The sequence below is a fragment of the Mycetocola sp. Y171 genome, from assembly GCF_056713165.1.
Genome location: NZ_JBWYGX010000002.1, coordinates 325,671 through 338,991, shown reverse-complemented (window position 1 = coordinate 338,991; position 13,321 = coordinate 325,671). Strand labels below are relative to the sequence as shown.

Sequence of the window (13,321 nt, the reverse complement as noted above, 5' to 3'; positions counted from 1 at the left end):
ACGGGAGAACTTCGACCGTCGCGGCTGGCTGAAGGGGTGCCCATGAAGCGCTTCGACGCAGACGTCGCCCTGGTGACGCGCGCCACGGATGCACTGGGAGAGGAGTTCGTCGCCGCCTTCCTGCGGGAAGGCGCTTCGCGGGTCTACGCGGTTGGCGAGACTCCCCGGGAGTGGGCTGACAGCCGTGTGGTTCCTCTCGTATTCGATCAAGCGAAAACCGGCTCTCTGACGGATCTGGTCTCGGTCGCTCGGGACGTCACCGTCGCGGTGAGCATCCCGGCGCCCGAACCGGCAGCTGTCCCGCTCCTGACGGTCGACGACGGGACGTTCACGGACCTGGTCATGAAGAACACACTGGGAGCGATCCACCTGGCCGGCGCCTTCGGTCCGGTCCTCGCGAAGAACGGTGGAGGCGTGCTCGTGATCGTCCGGTCGGTCCAGGCATGGATCAGCGTGAACGGTGCATACGCGGCGAGCCAGGCTGCGCTGTGGTCCGTGACGAATGCGCTGCGGGTGGAACTGGCCTATGCCGGAATCGACGTCGTCGGTGTCGTGCTCGGCCTGACCCTGCGTGACGCGACCGGTGATCCGTCGCACCCGCGAACCGATGTGCGCTCTGTGGCCACGATGACACTGGATGCCATCAGCCGGCAGGATCCCGAGGTCCTCGTCGATGAGTACTGCCGCTCGGTGAAGTCGCGCCTCTCCCAACCTCTGGTGATGCTGTATCCCGAGCTGGAATGACGTCAGGGTTACGGAAGGTGATCGGGAGACCACGCCTGTCGCCGACGGAGCACGACCTGTTCGCCCGGGCCCCGGTGGGACCATTCGGAGGGTGCGCAGCCGAACCGCAGCCGGAAGGCTCGCGAGAAGGATGAATGGTCGCCGAAGCCGCACAACCGCCCGACAGCGGCAACGGAGATGCGGGCGTTCTTGGGCTCGCCCAGCATGGTCGCGGCGCGGATCAGTCGCTCTTCGCGAATCCATTCATGCATCGGCACGCCGAGTTGGCGCATGATGGTGAAGAGGTACCGACGTGAGATGCCGAAGTGTGCCGAGATCCGCTCCGCGGTGAGATCTGACTCGGTGACGTGGGCACGGATGTACGTCATCACACGTAGTCCGAGAGTGCGCCCAAGGGGCTCCCGGCTTCGGAATTCGTCACCGACGGCGATCGCCAGCACGGCTCTGACGATGTCCATCGACGGGGTCGCCAGCACTGACTCGCTTTCCGACTCCATCGGAGGCAGGTCGGCGAGGCTCGTGATGTGGCGGGACAGCAGCGAAGCCAGCGGGCTCCTGCTCAGATCCTTCGTCACCAGATCGCGGACGAGAAGATGCGGGAGCCCGAGTTCGTCCATTGGAATCGAGAATCCCCAGAAGGAACTGCGTTCAGGCACGGCCACTTTCCAGGGCGACAAGCTCCAGATCGGAACCAGCGATCGACCTCTGCCGCGAACCTGCCCGTCGCCCTGCTCGAAGTCGACCCGGCCCTCGGAGAAGGTCAGAACGAGACGCGGTGATGACAGGTCCCTGGCCTGAGATGCCGTCCGCTCCCCCAGATAATTGCAGAAATCCGTGCTGGTGAGTTCGATGTCGCGAAAACGGCGGGTCCTGTGGGTGAACTCGATAGCCGCTGACGGGTCAAGAGCCCGGGCGTGGAACGGAACCGAGGCACCCTGGGCGACCTCGTCGAGCAGCGCGGAGCGCTCCGACGAGCGCAGGTCGCGCAAGCTGAACTCTTCCATGCGGTCGCACCGGCCCTAGAAAGACGGATGCAGCTCGGCGTCCTCCCGAGCCGCTGTTGGCACGACAGTAGCGCACGGCCAGAGACGTTGGCTAGCGGGTTTGAGAGCGCGATCATCGGCGAACGTCCGCAGTGGATGCTCGCGGCGGCGAACAGTCGGTCGGAAGTGCCGGTCAACGGGCGCAGCCGGAGAAGAGAATGGCTGTCCCGGGCAAAGGAAAAGGCCCGGAATCTCAATGATTCCGGGCCTTCTTTGTTGCGGGGGCAGGATTTGAACCTACGACCTCTGGGTTATGAGCCCAGCGAGCTACCGAACTGCTCCACCCCGCGGCACAAGAACTTACTCTAGCACGGGATCAGGGGCCGCGCGAATCGAGGCGGGCCCGGGATCGGGGTCAGGACAGGATCGCGTACGCCTTGATCGACCGTCGCTCGTCCATGGCGCGATAGCCCTCGGGGATCGACTCGAGATCCACCCGCAGATCGAAGACACGGCCGGGATCGACCCGCCCATCAAGGACATCCGGAAGCAACTCGTCCGCATACGCACGGGCGGGCGCCACTCCCCCGACGAGTCCGATATTGCGCCTGAACATCAGGGTGATCGGCACGTCCACGCCGTGCGGCACCCCGACGAAGCCGACACGCGAACCGGCTCGGGCCAGCCCGAACGCGGTCGTCATGGACTGCTCCGTTCCCACGCACTCCAGCGTGGCATCCGCACCGACGCCGTCGGTAAGCTCCAGCAACTCGGCCACGGCGTCGTCACCACGGGAGGCCACGACGTCCGTGGCGCCGAACTCCCGAGCCTTCGCCTGGCGGTCGGCGTGCCTGCTGAATGCGATGATCCGCGCAGCGCCGAGGCGCTGAGCGGCCAGCACACCGGACAGACCGACAGCTCCGTCCCCGACGACGGCGACGGTCGCCCCAGGCGCCACGCCGGCGGACACGGCGGCGTGGTGGCCCGTGGCGAAGACGTCCGAGAGGGACAGGAGCGACGGCAGCAGCTCATCGGCCGGCCTACCGCCGGGAACGACGATGAGAGTGCCGTCGGCAAAGGGAACGCGGGCGGCCTCACCCTGGCCGCCGTCTGCGCCGGCGGAACCCCAGGCCGACCCGTGCGTGCAGACACTCGTGAAGCCATGGAGGCAGTTCGCGCAGGTGCCGTCGCTCCAGGTGAACGGCGCGATGACGAAGTCGCCGACCCCAACCTTCGCGACGTCGCTTCCGACCTCGGTGACCTCGCCGAGAAACTCGTGCCCGATCGTCGAGCCGGATGCGCGCGGGTTCTCGCCGCGGTACGGCCAGAGGTCACTGCCGCACACGCAGGTGGCGACGATCCGCACGACGGCATCCGTGTCGTCGACGATCACCGGGTCGGGTCGGTCGACGACGCGGACGTCGCGTGGCCCGTAGAACTGGATGGCTCTCATGACGCGGCTCCGTTCGGTTTCGATGCAACAAGGGTCAGCGCGAGGGGCAGCCAGGTCGTTTCGGGCCAGCCGAACATGCCCTCGCCTCGCGGCACGAGAGTCGGGAACATCCGCCACGGCAACTCGTCGTGTTCGCCGAGGTGGTCGATGGTGAGTCCGGCCTCGCGAAGGGCGCCGAAGGTGGCGGACAGCGGGTGCATCCATTCCCACGTGCGCGTGTTCTGGAGCACAGCGGTCTCGTCGGCGTAGTCGACGGTGTCGTCGAAAATGTCGGGCTCCGCGTCGGAGTACGAGTAGGTGAACACGGGAAGGCTCCCGCCCGCCGGGTCCTCATCGAAGACCTGGGCTGACGGATGGCTGTCGGCGAAGTACAGCATCCCGCCCGGCTTCAGGAACCATTCGATGATGCGCGCCCATTCAGCGACATCCGGAAGCCAACCTATTGTTCCCCAGGTAGTGAACACGAGGTCGAAAGAGTCGGGTTCCGGCAGAGCGTGCCTGGCGTCGTAGATGTTCGCCGCGACGAAGCGGGACCGGTCGGCGAGACCGACCTCCTCGGCGAGTTTCCGTGCCTCGCGGACGGCTGGGAGAGAGAAGTCGAGTCCGATGACGGATGCTCCCCGCTGGGCGAGGGTGAGTGTGTCTGCCCCGAAATGACACTGGAGGTGGAGCACACGCTTGCCGCTGAGGTCGAACCGGCCGTCCTCCCCCGGGAACACGCGTGCCAGCTCGGCCTCATCGACGCGGGTGAGCCGACCGGAACCCTGGCGCAGCGCCGACTGGTCGTAGAAGGTGCTGTTGACGTGGATCGGGACGCGTTCGTCCCATTGTGCCCGGTTGGCGTCGAGCCAGTCACCTGAGCGGAGATCGACCGGGCGTGGGATGTCTGACGTGTTCTCTGTCATTCACCCCACGCTACCGGTCGACTAGCCGTCCAGCAGGTCGAGAGCCTCGGCCAGTGCCGCGTTGAGTCGGGCGTCGGCTTCGCCGTACGCCGTCCAGTTGCCCTCGGACAGAGCGGCAGCCTTGTCGTCCATGGCCGTCTTCGCGTCATCCAGCGCGTTGCGGAGCGCTGCGTCGACAACCGGGTTGCCGGTGTTGGGATCGACCAGGTCGTCCGGCTCCTCCGGCTCGGTCGGCGTCTCCGGCGCTGCCGGGTCGTCGGTCCCCGGCGTGTTGCCGTCTCCGGCGCTGGCGCCCGAGTCGCCGCCGAACAGGGAGTCGAGCGCCTCATCGAGGGTGTCCTCGAATGCGATCTGGTCGCCGAACGCCACGAGCACCTTCTGCAGCAGCGGATAGCTGGTCTCACCGGTGGACTGCACGTAGACCGGCTGCACGTAGAGCAGTCCGCCACCGACAGGCAGTGTCAGGAGGTTTCCGTTCAGCACCTTCGACTGCCCCTGCTTGAGCAGGTTGATCAGTGAGGAGACCTCGGTGTCGGTGTTGAACGCGTTCTGCACCTGCCCTGGGCCTGGAACCGTCACGTCCTTCGGAAGGGTCAGCAGCCGGAGCTTGCCATAGTCATCCCCGGGCTTTCCTGCACTGGCACCCGCATCGGCATCCACGGCCAGGTAGCCGGTCAGCACACTGGACGCGCTGTCACCGGTGCCGCGAGGCACGAAGGTGGAGTACAGCGAGTACGTCGGCGCCTCCTGCCCAGGCATCTGCATGGTCAGGTAGTACGGCGGCTGGAGCAGGTTCTCGGCGGCTTCGGACTGCGGGTCGGTCGGAGTCGACCACGCGTCGGTCTTCGAGTAGAACTTGCCGGCATCCGTCACGTGGTACTGCCCGAGGATCTGGCGCTGCACCTTGAACAGATCGGCCGGGTAGCGCACGTGGCTCATCAGGTCGCCACTCATCTTCGACATCGGTTCCACCGTCGACGGGTAGATCTTCTGCCACGTCTTAAGGATGGCGTCGTCCGTGTCCCAGGCGTAGAGGGTGACCGATCCGTCATAGGCGTCGACCGTGGCCTTCACCGAGTTGCGGATGTAGTTGATGTCGTCGAGCGCGAATCGCTGGTCTGCTGTCGCGGAGTCGGCGATCGCCGTGGACAGGCCCACCGTGCGTGAGTAGGGGTACGCGTCCGAGGTGGTGTACCCGTCGACGATCCACACGACGCGGCCGTCGACCACACTGGGGTACGGGTCGGAGTCGAGCGTCAGGTACGGCGCGACCTTCTTCACACGCGTCGCCGGGTCACGGTCGTAGATGATCTGCGACTCGCTGGTGACGTCGTCCGAAAGGAAGATCTGCTCGGACTGGAACTTCAGCGCGTATACGAGCTTGTTGAGCACGTTGTCGAGTTTGGGTCCGCCGTCGCCCTCGAAGGCGTTGTAGGTCTCTGACTCGCCTTCGTCTCCGGACGGGTAGTCCAGCTCGACCGGCTTGTTGCCCTTGGGAGCTCCGACGATGGAGTAGTCGGGAGACGCCTCACCGAAGTAGATCCGCGGCTCGAAGTCGCCGAGGGCACCGGTGGTGGGGATGCCTGACTCGAGGAAGACGGGCTGGCCGTCGACGGAGCGCTGGTTGCCGTAGGCGGCGACCAGGCCATAGCCGTGGGTGTAGACGAAGGTGTTGTTGTACCAGGTGTCATCGGCGTCCTGCTTGAGTTCGCGGAGCGCGACGACAGCGTCCTGGCTCTCCCCGTCGACCTGGTAGCGGTCGACGTCGAGGTCTGGCGAGAAGCTGTAGTAGTTCTTGAACCGCTCGAGCTGCGAGATCGACGGGCTCACGAGTGCCGGGTCGATGATCCGGATCGACGCCGTGGTCTCGGCGTCCTCACGGAGGGCACCCTTCGCGGCGTCCGTCGTCGCGTTGTACGGGATCTCCTCGACATCGGCGACGCCGTACGCGTCCCTGGTCAGGTCGATGTTCCGCTGGATGTATGGCGTCTCGAGGGTCTTCGCGTTCGGGTCGACCTGGAACCGCTGCATCACCCACGGGTACGCGGTACCGACGAGGAGGCCCGCCACGAGGAGCAGCGCGGTTCCGACGACCGGGAGCCGCCAGCGTCCGATGAACGCTGTCACCAGGAACAGGACGGCGACGAGAGCGGCGATTCCGGCGAGGATGACCCGACCGGGGATCGTGGCGTTGTCGTCGGTGTAGTTCGCACCGGTGATGAGGTCGCCGGTCTGGTTGAGCGTGACGTACTGGTCGAGCCAGATCGAGACGGCCTGGAGTGCGATGTAGAGGGCGGCGAGGATCGCGATCTGGATCCGTGCGGCCTTCGAGATGCGGAGCTCACGGCCGGAGACGCGGATAGATCCGTAGAGGTAACTGACGGCGATGGTCAGCAGGGTTGCGAGCAGCACGACGGCCGAGGCGAAGCCGACGAGGCCGCGGAAGAACGGAAGCTCGAAGAAGTAGAACGAGACGTCGAGGCCGAATTGAGGGTCGGTCTCACCGACCGGCGTGCGGTTCAGCCAGAGAAGCACGACTTCCCACCGCGTGGCGGCGGCGAATCCGGCGAAGAGCCCGAGGACGATCGGGATGCCGTAGGTCGCGAGGCGCCGCAGCGGCTCGACGAGTTCCTGGTAACGGTCGAGCTGGCTGCTCAGCTTCGCGTAGACCGGACGCAGTCGGTAGGCGAGCTGAATGCTCGCCCAGATCGGAATGGCCATGCCGAAGAAGCCGATGGCGAACATCACGGCGGTCGCGATCCACTGGGTGGTCAGGACCTTCGCGAAGCCCAGCTGCTCGAACCAGAGGTAGTCCGAGTACAACCCGGCGAAGATGAAGAACGCAACCACGAGCGCGCCGACGACTGCTGCCGTGATGGCGAGCGGCGCGCGACTGCGGTTGGGGGCGGGACGAGCTTGTGCTGCTTGAGCGGATGTCACTTGTGGCCTCTGTCAGTGTTCGGGGTCTGGTCACAAGTCTATGGGGATGTGCACTCCAGAGGCTGGGAGCTAGCCGGTCGACTGGTGGGGATGCGCCCGGCGAAGGCTGGAAATCAGTCGGTCGACCTCGGCGCCTCACAGGTGGGGAGGGCGTCCAGTCCGTTCGACGACTCGATCGCGTCGAGGGCGGCCAGCGAGTCGTCCAGCGTCGCGACGCTCAGCACCCGCAGGCCGTCAGGAACATGGCCGACCACTTCGTTGCAGTTCGCGGCCGGGGCGAGGAAGTAGCTCGCGCCGGCGTCGAGGGCTCCGTAGAGCTTCTGACGGATGCCGCCGATCGGCCCGACGGTGCCTTCGGCATCGATCGTCCCCGTGCCTGCCACGTTCTCGCCGCCGTTCAGCTTGCCCGGCGTCATCTTGTCGATGATCCCGAGCGCGAACATCATGCCAGCACTCGGACCTCCGACATTGTCGAGCTGAATCGTCACGTCGACAGGGAAGTCATAGAGAACCTTCGTCGCGATGCCGATGATGCTCGTGTCCTCGCCGTCAGCGGACGTCGCAGCGACGGGAGTGATCGACACCGTTGACGGCACTCCCCCTCGAACGATGTCGAAGGCGGCTGCCTGGTCGGTTCCGTTCGCAGTGATGGCGTCGCGCAGCGACGTGAGGTCGCTGACGGCGGTGTCGTTCACCGCGATGATCTCGTCATCGACTTTGAGCTTTCCGTCCGCCGGGGCGCCGTCGGCGACCTGCCCGACAGCGAGCTGCGCCGGGAAGTCGTAGTCGAGTTCGGTCAGAGCCGCCGCAATGGCATCCTGCTGCGAATCGACCATGAGGGCGGCGTTCTCCGCTTCGCGCTCCTCGGTCGACACACCTTCCGGGAAGAGAGCTTCGACGGGCACGACGGCCTTGCTCGGGGAGAACCAGGCGAGGGCGATCTCGAACCAGTTCGGACGCTGTTCCCTGTTTCCGACCGCCTGGACGGTGAGCATGTCGAGTGCACCCCCGGTGTCGAAGGTCTCCGCCCCCTTCACGGTGACCATCGGTACTTCTTCGTCGTCGATCGTCACAGTGCCGAGCGTGTTGAACACCGGGCCCGGCTGCTGGATCACATAGGACGTGGGCCAGAGTGCGAGGGCGAGGAGGATCACGAAGGAGAGGGCGAGGGCCAGCCAGCCGCGGGTGCGTCGACGGTGCGCGCGCTCCATCGACGCGAGCTCCGCCTCCGAATAGAGCGCCTGCGGTTCGGTGCCTGGCGGGTATTCGCTCAAGAGACTCATCGTGCCTTTCATGGTGTTCGCGACGGGCGGACAGCAGCCAGGGGCAGCCGCGCGAAACTCGGAGGATCACCGACTAGCGTAGATCCCGCAACCGAATGCTGTCTGAAAGGTGGCCTCTGTGCCCGACGAATCCGACAAAAACCCCGAGGACGAGTTCCGCGACATGCTGCGGCAGTTCCTGGCAGGGAACGCCGGGATCGACCCGAGTCAGCTCGCCGGTGCCGCCGGTCTTCCCGGTGATCCTGCGTCGGTCAACGCGATGCTCAGCCAGCTCCGAAACGCGCTCCAGGGCGGCGGAGACGGAAGCATCAACTGGCAGGCCGCCACCGACCAGGCCGTGACGCTCGCGAACGGTGAAGCCGTCCCGACGAGTGCCGAGCAGCGAGCTGCGCTCGACCAGGCCTTCTCGATCGCCGCGTTGTGGCTCGACGACGTCACCGGCATCACCGAGCTGACGAGCGTCCCGAAACTCCTCACCCGCGCCGAGTGGGCCCGCGCGACGATGCCGGTCTGGACCCAGCTGGCCGAGCCGGTCGCCACCAGCATCTCGGATGCCCTCACCCGCGTGCTCAGGGAGCAGGCACCCGAGGAGTTCCAGGGCATGGTCGAGAACGCCGGAGCCCTGTTGAGGAGCATCGGCGGCGCCCTCTTCGCCATGCAGCTGGGGCAGGTCGTCGGCCAGCTCTCGATGGAAGTCGTTTCTGGCGGCGACGTCGGAATCCCTCTCCTCGACGACAACCAGGCCGCGATCCTCCCGCAGAACGTCGCGGCGTTCGGCGACGGGCTCGACATCCCTGACGACCAGGTGCAGCTGTACCTGGCGGTGCGGGAGATCGCCCACGCCAGACTGTTCCGTCACGCCCGCTGGCTCCGCCTGCACCTCATCTCCTCGATCACCGAGTTCGCCCGTGGCATCCGAATCGACACCGACCGGCTGGAGAGCCTCGCGGACGGCTTCGACCCGTCGAACCCCGAGGAACTGCGCCAGGCCATGGTCGACGGCTCGCTCATCCCACCGAAGACCGATGCCCAGCTGGCCACGCTCGCCCGCCTCGAAACCATCCTCGCCCTCGTCGAAGGCTGGGTCGACGTGGTGACCGCCCGCGCGACCTCACGCCTGCCCAAGGCCGACGCCATCGCCGAGATGGTCCGTCGTCGCCGCGCGACCGGTGGTCCCGCTGAGTCCGCGTTCTCGACCCTCGTGGGGCTCGAACTGCGGCCACGGCGATTGCGCGAAGCCGCAGCGATGTGGCAGCAGATCACGGATGCCGTCGGCGACGAGCAGCGCGACGCGCTCTGGTCGCACCCTGACGTCATCCCGACCGGCGAAGACATCGACGACCCGGCAGCGCTGATCGCCCGGCTCGAGGCGCATGCTCGCGGCGAGGTACCGGAACCGGACGACTTCGACACGGCGCTCGAGAACCTTCTCCGCGGCGAAGAGGGCTCAGGCAGCAGCGAGAACCCGCCGGTCGTCTGAACTGACGACGCTGCCCTGTGGAGAAACCGCACGGGGCAGCTCCAAGTGGGGCATGATCTCCCGCATGCTTCTCAGACTCGACCCCCGGTACCCGATCGTCTGGCGAACTCCGACGTCGCTGCAGATCGGCGCCGAGCAGGCCATCGCCCGGCTCGACACGATCAGCACGGCCGTCGAGCATCTGCTCGGAGCGGTGATCGCCGGCATCAGCCGCGAAGAACTCGATGAGCTGGCCGTCCGGGTCGGAGCGGCTCCCGCCGAGGTCCAGGACTTCCTCGACGGTGTCGCGCCTGCACTCGTCTCCCCCGAAGCCCAGCGCGAGTCGCCCGTCTGGATCGTCGACGGGCACGGCAGCACTGCCGACGGCATCCGCTCACTGCTCCTGCGCGAAGGACTAGCGGACTCTGAGGACCCCGACACCGAACGACCTCCGGACCTTGCGGTGGTTGTCGCCACCCACGTGATCGACCCGAGACGATACGTGAGGTGGCTGAGCCTCGACATCCCGCATCTCGCGGTGGTCTACACCGACGTCGGTGTGGAGATCGGTCCCCTGGTCGAACCGGGCGCCGGGCCGTGCCTGCACTGCCTCGCCCTCGAACGGACGGATGCAGATCCGGCGTGGCCGGCGATGGCATCCCAGTTGCTCGGTCAGCCGTCCCTGGCCGAACGCGAACCGCTGGTGAGCGAGGTCAGCGCGCGCGTCGCCCGGATCGTGACAGCCCGGCTCGCCGACGGAACGAACGACCTCGCCTCCGCATCCCTCAGGATCGACGGGTTCCGGGTGACGGGGCACCTGCTCGCGCACCGGCCACACCCGGATTGCGGATGCCGATCTCTGTCAGGAACCGCGAGCGATCCCGCGGTTGCGGCGAACGACCGGAGTGCTCCGCCCACGACATGAACAGGCGGGACCGCGCCCTCGTGATCCCGACGTACATCAGGCGCCGTTCCTCATCCACCTGCTCGAATGACTTCGCGTAGCTGATCGGGACGAGTCCCTCGCTGAGCCCGAGGAGGTAGACGACGTCCCATTCGAGTCCCTTGGCGGAGTGGAGGGTGGCCAGCGTCACCGCAGACACCGTCGGTTCGTGCTGTCCGGCCTGCCGCTCGAGCAGTTCGTCGGTGAACTGCCGGAAGGTCGTTCCAGTCGGAGCCTGATCGACGAGACCCATGATCGCGTTGAGGGACTCCCACTTGTCACGCACAGCGCCGGCGACCTCCGGGGCGACCTGCGTCCAGCCGAGCGAGCGCAACACGTCACTGACCGACTTGAACAGGGGCTCCCCCGTGATCGACACGGATGCCCCGCGCAGCGCCATGATCGCCTGGCGGACCTCGGGCAGGTCGAAGAAGCGCTTGCTGCCCCTGAGCAGGTACGGGACTCCGACATCGCCGAGCGCCGTCTCGAGCGCCGCCGACTGCACGTTGACGCGGTAGAGGATCGCGATGTGCTCGGGTTTCGTCCCCGTTGCGATCTGCTCGAGCACGGATTGCGCGATCGACCTGGCCTCGGTCATGTCGTTCGGGTACGCCGTGATCTCCGGTTGCTGGTGCGTATCGGCCGACCGGCTCGCATGCAGGCTCAGCGCGCCAGGGCGTCCGCGCATGAGGCGGTTGGCTGTGTCGACGATCTGCGGTGTCGACCGGTAGTTCTGTTCGAGGCGCACCACCGTCGCATCCGGATGCCGCGCCGGGAAGTCGAGCAGGTATTCGCTGCGCGCACCGGCGAAGGAGTAGATGGTCTGGCTGGCGTCACCGACGACGCAGACGTCGTTCCTGCCGCCGATCCACAATTCGAGGAGTTGTTGCTGCAGCGGCGAGACATCCTGGTACTCGTCGACGACGAAGAACCGGTACTGCTCGTGCACCTGCATGGCCACGGCGGGTTCCGTCTGGATCATCCCGGCGCAGGCCAGAAGCACGTCTTCGAAGTCGAGCTGACGGCGCTCGTCCTTGAGGTCTTCGTATGCCTGTTGCATCGCCGCCACCTGGTCTGCGGCGAGGTTCTGGGGTGCAGGGCGGTCGGCAGCCGCGTACTGCTCGATGCTCAGGCCAGACACTTTGCGCCATTCGATCTCGGCCGCGATGTCACGGAGAGTCGCGGTGTCGAGTTTGAGCTGGAGGCGTTCCGCCGCATGCCCCAGCATCCGTCCCTTGCTGGTGACGAGAGCCGGCATGATTCCGCCGACCGTGTGCGGCCAGAAGTAGTTGAGCTGGCTCAGCGCTGCAGCGTGGAAGGTGCGTGCTGCCACCCCGCCTGCACCGAGGTGGCGGAGCCGGCCCCGGAGTTCGGCTGCAGCCCGGTTCGTGAAGGTGAGGGCCATCACCCGGTTCGCGGCGTAGGTTCCCGTCGCGACTCCGTGGGCGATCCGGTGCGTGATCGCGCGCGTCTTACCGGTTCCGGCACCGGCGAGCACGCACACAGGTCCTCTGAGCGCCTCGGCGGCGACGCGCTGATCGTCGTCCAGGCCGGCGAGGAGATCGGTCGGCTCAGCGCTCATGCCTGTGTCACCGCGGAATCCGCCGAAGCGGCCCGCGCGGCTTCGTCGAGACCGGGGCCACCGTCTGCGACGAGCCAGTGGTCGATGAGGGAACGGGCGATCGACGCCGGACCCGGCAGGAGCAGGGTTCCCGCTTCGCTGCGAAGCTGCTTGCGGCTCAGCCAGCGCAGGTCGACGATCTCCTCTCCGTCCGGTTGGAGAAGGTCGGGGTCGTGTCCTGCTGCGACCCGGGCGGAGAAGCCGAGCATCATGGACCGTGGGAACGGCCACGGCTGGGAACCGAGGTAGACGGGATTCTCAACCGTCAGTCCGGACTCCTCAGCGATCTCCCGGCACACGGCCTGCTCGAGCGACTCGCCCGCTTCGACGAAGCCGGCCAGAAGCGAGTAGCGGCCTTCGGGCCAGAGGATGTTGGACCCGAGGAGGAGCCGGTCGTCGTCGTCGAGGACGAGGACGATGACGGCGGGGTCCGTCCGCGGGAAAACCTGGTTGTGGCAGTTGGGGCAGAGCCGCATCCAGCCACCGAGCGACGGCTGTGTCGCGGTTCCGCACTTGGGACAGTGGCCGTGGGAGGCGTGCCAGTTCGCGAGGGCAACGGCCGCGGTCATGAGGGCCGAGTCGCCGGCGCCGAGTGTGCTCCCAGATTCCCTGAGCGACACCCACCTGTCCGGGTCCGCTTCGATTGCGTGCGCGACGGCATCCGTCACCACGGCGAGGACCACCGGAGCGCCGACCTCGGCATGGGTTCCGGCGTCGACCGTGCGTCCGAGGTAGCACAGCACCTCTGCGGCCGGCATGGCTTCGGGAGTGAGCAGGGCCAGGCGGTCGCCGTCCATCAGAGTCTTGCCATGCCAGAGCGGGAGGACCCGCGCCTGCGGGTCGGCAAGCAGTTCGCGAAACAGGTCGGGTCTGACCCGGGCGTCGGCGTCACGGTTCACCGCGGTCCGAGCGAGGGGAAGATCGGTGAGCGCGCCGAGAACGAACAAAAGCACTCCCAAGTGCAAGGGCGTGGCGGATAGCTGCCACGGG

9 protein-coding genes, 1 tRNA gene and 1 pseudogene are annotated in these 13,321 nt (G+C 66.8%); 3 read left to right on the top strand and 8 right to left on the bottom strand.

Features of this window, described 5'->3' with window-relative positions; translation table 11 throughout:
• Nucleotides 1-42 precede the first annotated feature (42 nt).
• Nucleotides 43-744, top strand: a complete 702-nt coding sequence (locus AC1M2K_RS11210; protein ID WP_480241039.1) for an SDR family NAD(P)-dependent oxidoreductase — start codon at nt 43-45, stop codon at nt 742-744.
• A gap of 8 nt (nt 745-752) precedes the next feature.
• Here AC1M2K_RS11210 and AC1M2K_RS11205 read toward each other — a convergent pair whose 3' ends face one another.
• The 6 genes from AC1M2K_RS11205 to AC1M2K_RS11180 form a co-directional block, all read right to left on the bottom strand.
• The gene (locus AC1M2K_RS11205; protein ID WP_480241038.1) at nt 753-1,748 is read right to left on the bottom strand and encodes a helix-turn-helix transcriptional regulator; all 996 of its coding nucleotides are present in this window, start codon (nt 1,746-1,748) and stop codon (nt 753-755) included.
• 255 nt (nt 1,749-2,003) lie between these two features.
• Nucleotides 2,004-2,077: transfer RNA gene (locus tag AC1M2K_RS11200), tRNA-Met, on the bottom strand.
• A gap of 65 nt (nt 2,078-2,142) precedes the next feature.
• Complete coding sequence (locus tag AC1M2K_RS11195; RefSeq protein WP_480241037.1) at nt 2,143-3,180, bottom strand: zinc-binding dehydrogenase; 1,038 nt, start codon at nt 3,178-3,180, stop codon at nt 2,143-2,145.
• A complete protein-coding gene (locus tag AC1M2K_RS11190) occupies nt 3,177-4,085 on the bottom strand; it encodes a class I SAM-dependent methyltransferase (RefSeq protein ID WP_480241036.1) in 909 nt (302 codons plus the stop codon). Before AC1M2K_RS11190 ends, AC1M2K_RS11195 begins: the two co-directional genes overlap by 4 nt.
• A gap of 21 nt (nt 4,086-4,106) precedes the next feature.
• A complete protein-coding gene (locus AC1M2K_RS11185) occupies nt 4,107-7,025 on the bottom strand; it encodes a UPF0182 family membrane protein (RefSeq protein ID WP_480237033.1) in 2,919 nt (972 codons plus the stop codon).
• A 113-nt stretch (nt 7,026-7,138) separates the two neighbouring features.
• Nucleotides 7,139-8,308 carry a YlbL family protein gene (locus tag AC1M2K_RS11180; protein WP_480237034.1) on the bottom strand — a complete coding sequence of 390 codons (1,170 nt, stop codon included), beginning with the start codon at nt 8,306-8,308 and terminating at the stop codon, nt 7,139-7,141.
• 118 nt (nt 8,309-8,426) lie between these two features.
• On the opposite strand from AC1M2K_RS11180, the gene AC1M2K_RS11175 reads away from it, so the two are divergent.
• Together AC1M2K_RS11175 and AC1M2K_RS11170 are read left to right on the top strand one after the other, a co-directional pair.
• Complete coding sequence (locus AC1M2K_RS11175) at nt 8,427-9,788, top strand: zinc-dependent metalloprotease (protein WP_480237035.1); 1,362 nt, start codon at nt 8,427-8,429, stop codon at nt 9,786-9,788.
• Nucleotides 9,682-10,611: pseudogene (locus AC1M2K_RS11170) on the top strand (hypothetical protein); the annotation flags it as partial. The gene AC1M2K_RS11175 and the pseudogene AC1M2K_RS11170, both read left to right, overlap by 107 nt.
• Here AC1M2K_RS11170 and AC1M2K_RS11165 read toward each other — a convergent pair.
• Together AC1M2K_RS11165 and nudC are read right to left on the bottom strand one after the other, a co-directional pair.
• Nucleotides 10,553-12,292 (bottom strand): ATP-dependent helicase, encoded by a 1,740-nt coding sequence (locus tag AC1M2K_RS11165; RefSeq protein WP_480241035.1) that lies wholly within the window; start codon nt 12,290-12,292, stop codon nt 10,553-10,555. The pseudogene AC1M2K_RS11170 and the gene AC1M2K_RS11165 sit on opposite strands and share 59 nt — an antisense overlap.
• Nucleotides 12,289-13,284 carry an NAD(+) diphosphatase gene (nudC, locus tag AC1M2K_RS11160; RefSeq protein WP_480241034.1) on the bottom strand — a complete coding sequence of 332 codons (996 nt, stop codon included), beginning with the start codon at nt 13,282-13,284 and terminating at the stop codon, nt 12,289-12,291. Before nudC ends, AC1M2K_RS11165 begins: the two co-directional genes overlap by 4 nt.
• Nucleotides 13,285-13,321: the final 37 nt, after the last annotated feature.

Coding starts and splice junctions, on each gene's coding strand:
- AC1M2K_RS11210 (WP_480241039.1), top strand. CDS start 43: ATGAAGCGCTTCGACGCAGACGTCGCCCTGGTGACGCGCGCCACGGAT.
- AC1M2K_RS11205 (WP_480241038.1), bottom strand. CDS start 1,748: ATGGAAGAGTTCAGCTTGCGCGACCTGCGCTCGTCGGAGCGCTCCGCG.
- AC1M2K_RS11195 (WP_480241037.1), bottom strand. CDS start 3,180: ATGAGAGCCATCCAGTTCTACGGGCCACGCGACGTCCGCGTCGTCGAC.
- AC1M2K_RS11190 (WP_480241036.1), bottom strand. CDS start 4,085: ATGACAGAGAACACGTCAGACATCCCACGCCCGGTCGATCTCCGCTCA.
- AC1M2K_RS11180 (WP_480237034.1), bottom strand. CDS start 8,308: ATGAGTCTCTTGAGCGAATACCCGCCAGGCACCGAACCGCAGGCGCTC.
- AC1M2K_RS11165 (WP_480241035.1), bottom strand. CDS start 12,292: ATGAGCGCTGAGCCGACCGATCTCCTCGCCGGCCTGGACGACGATCAG.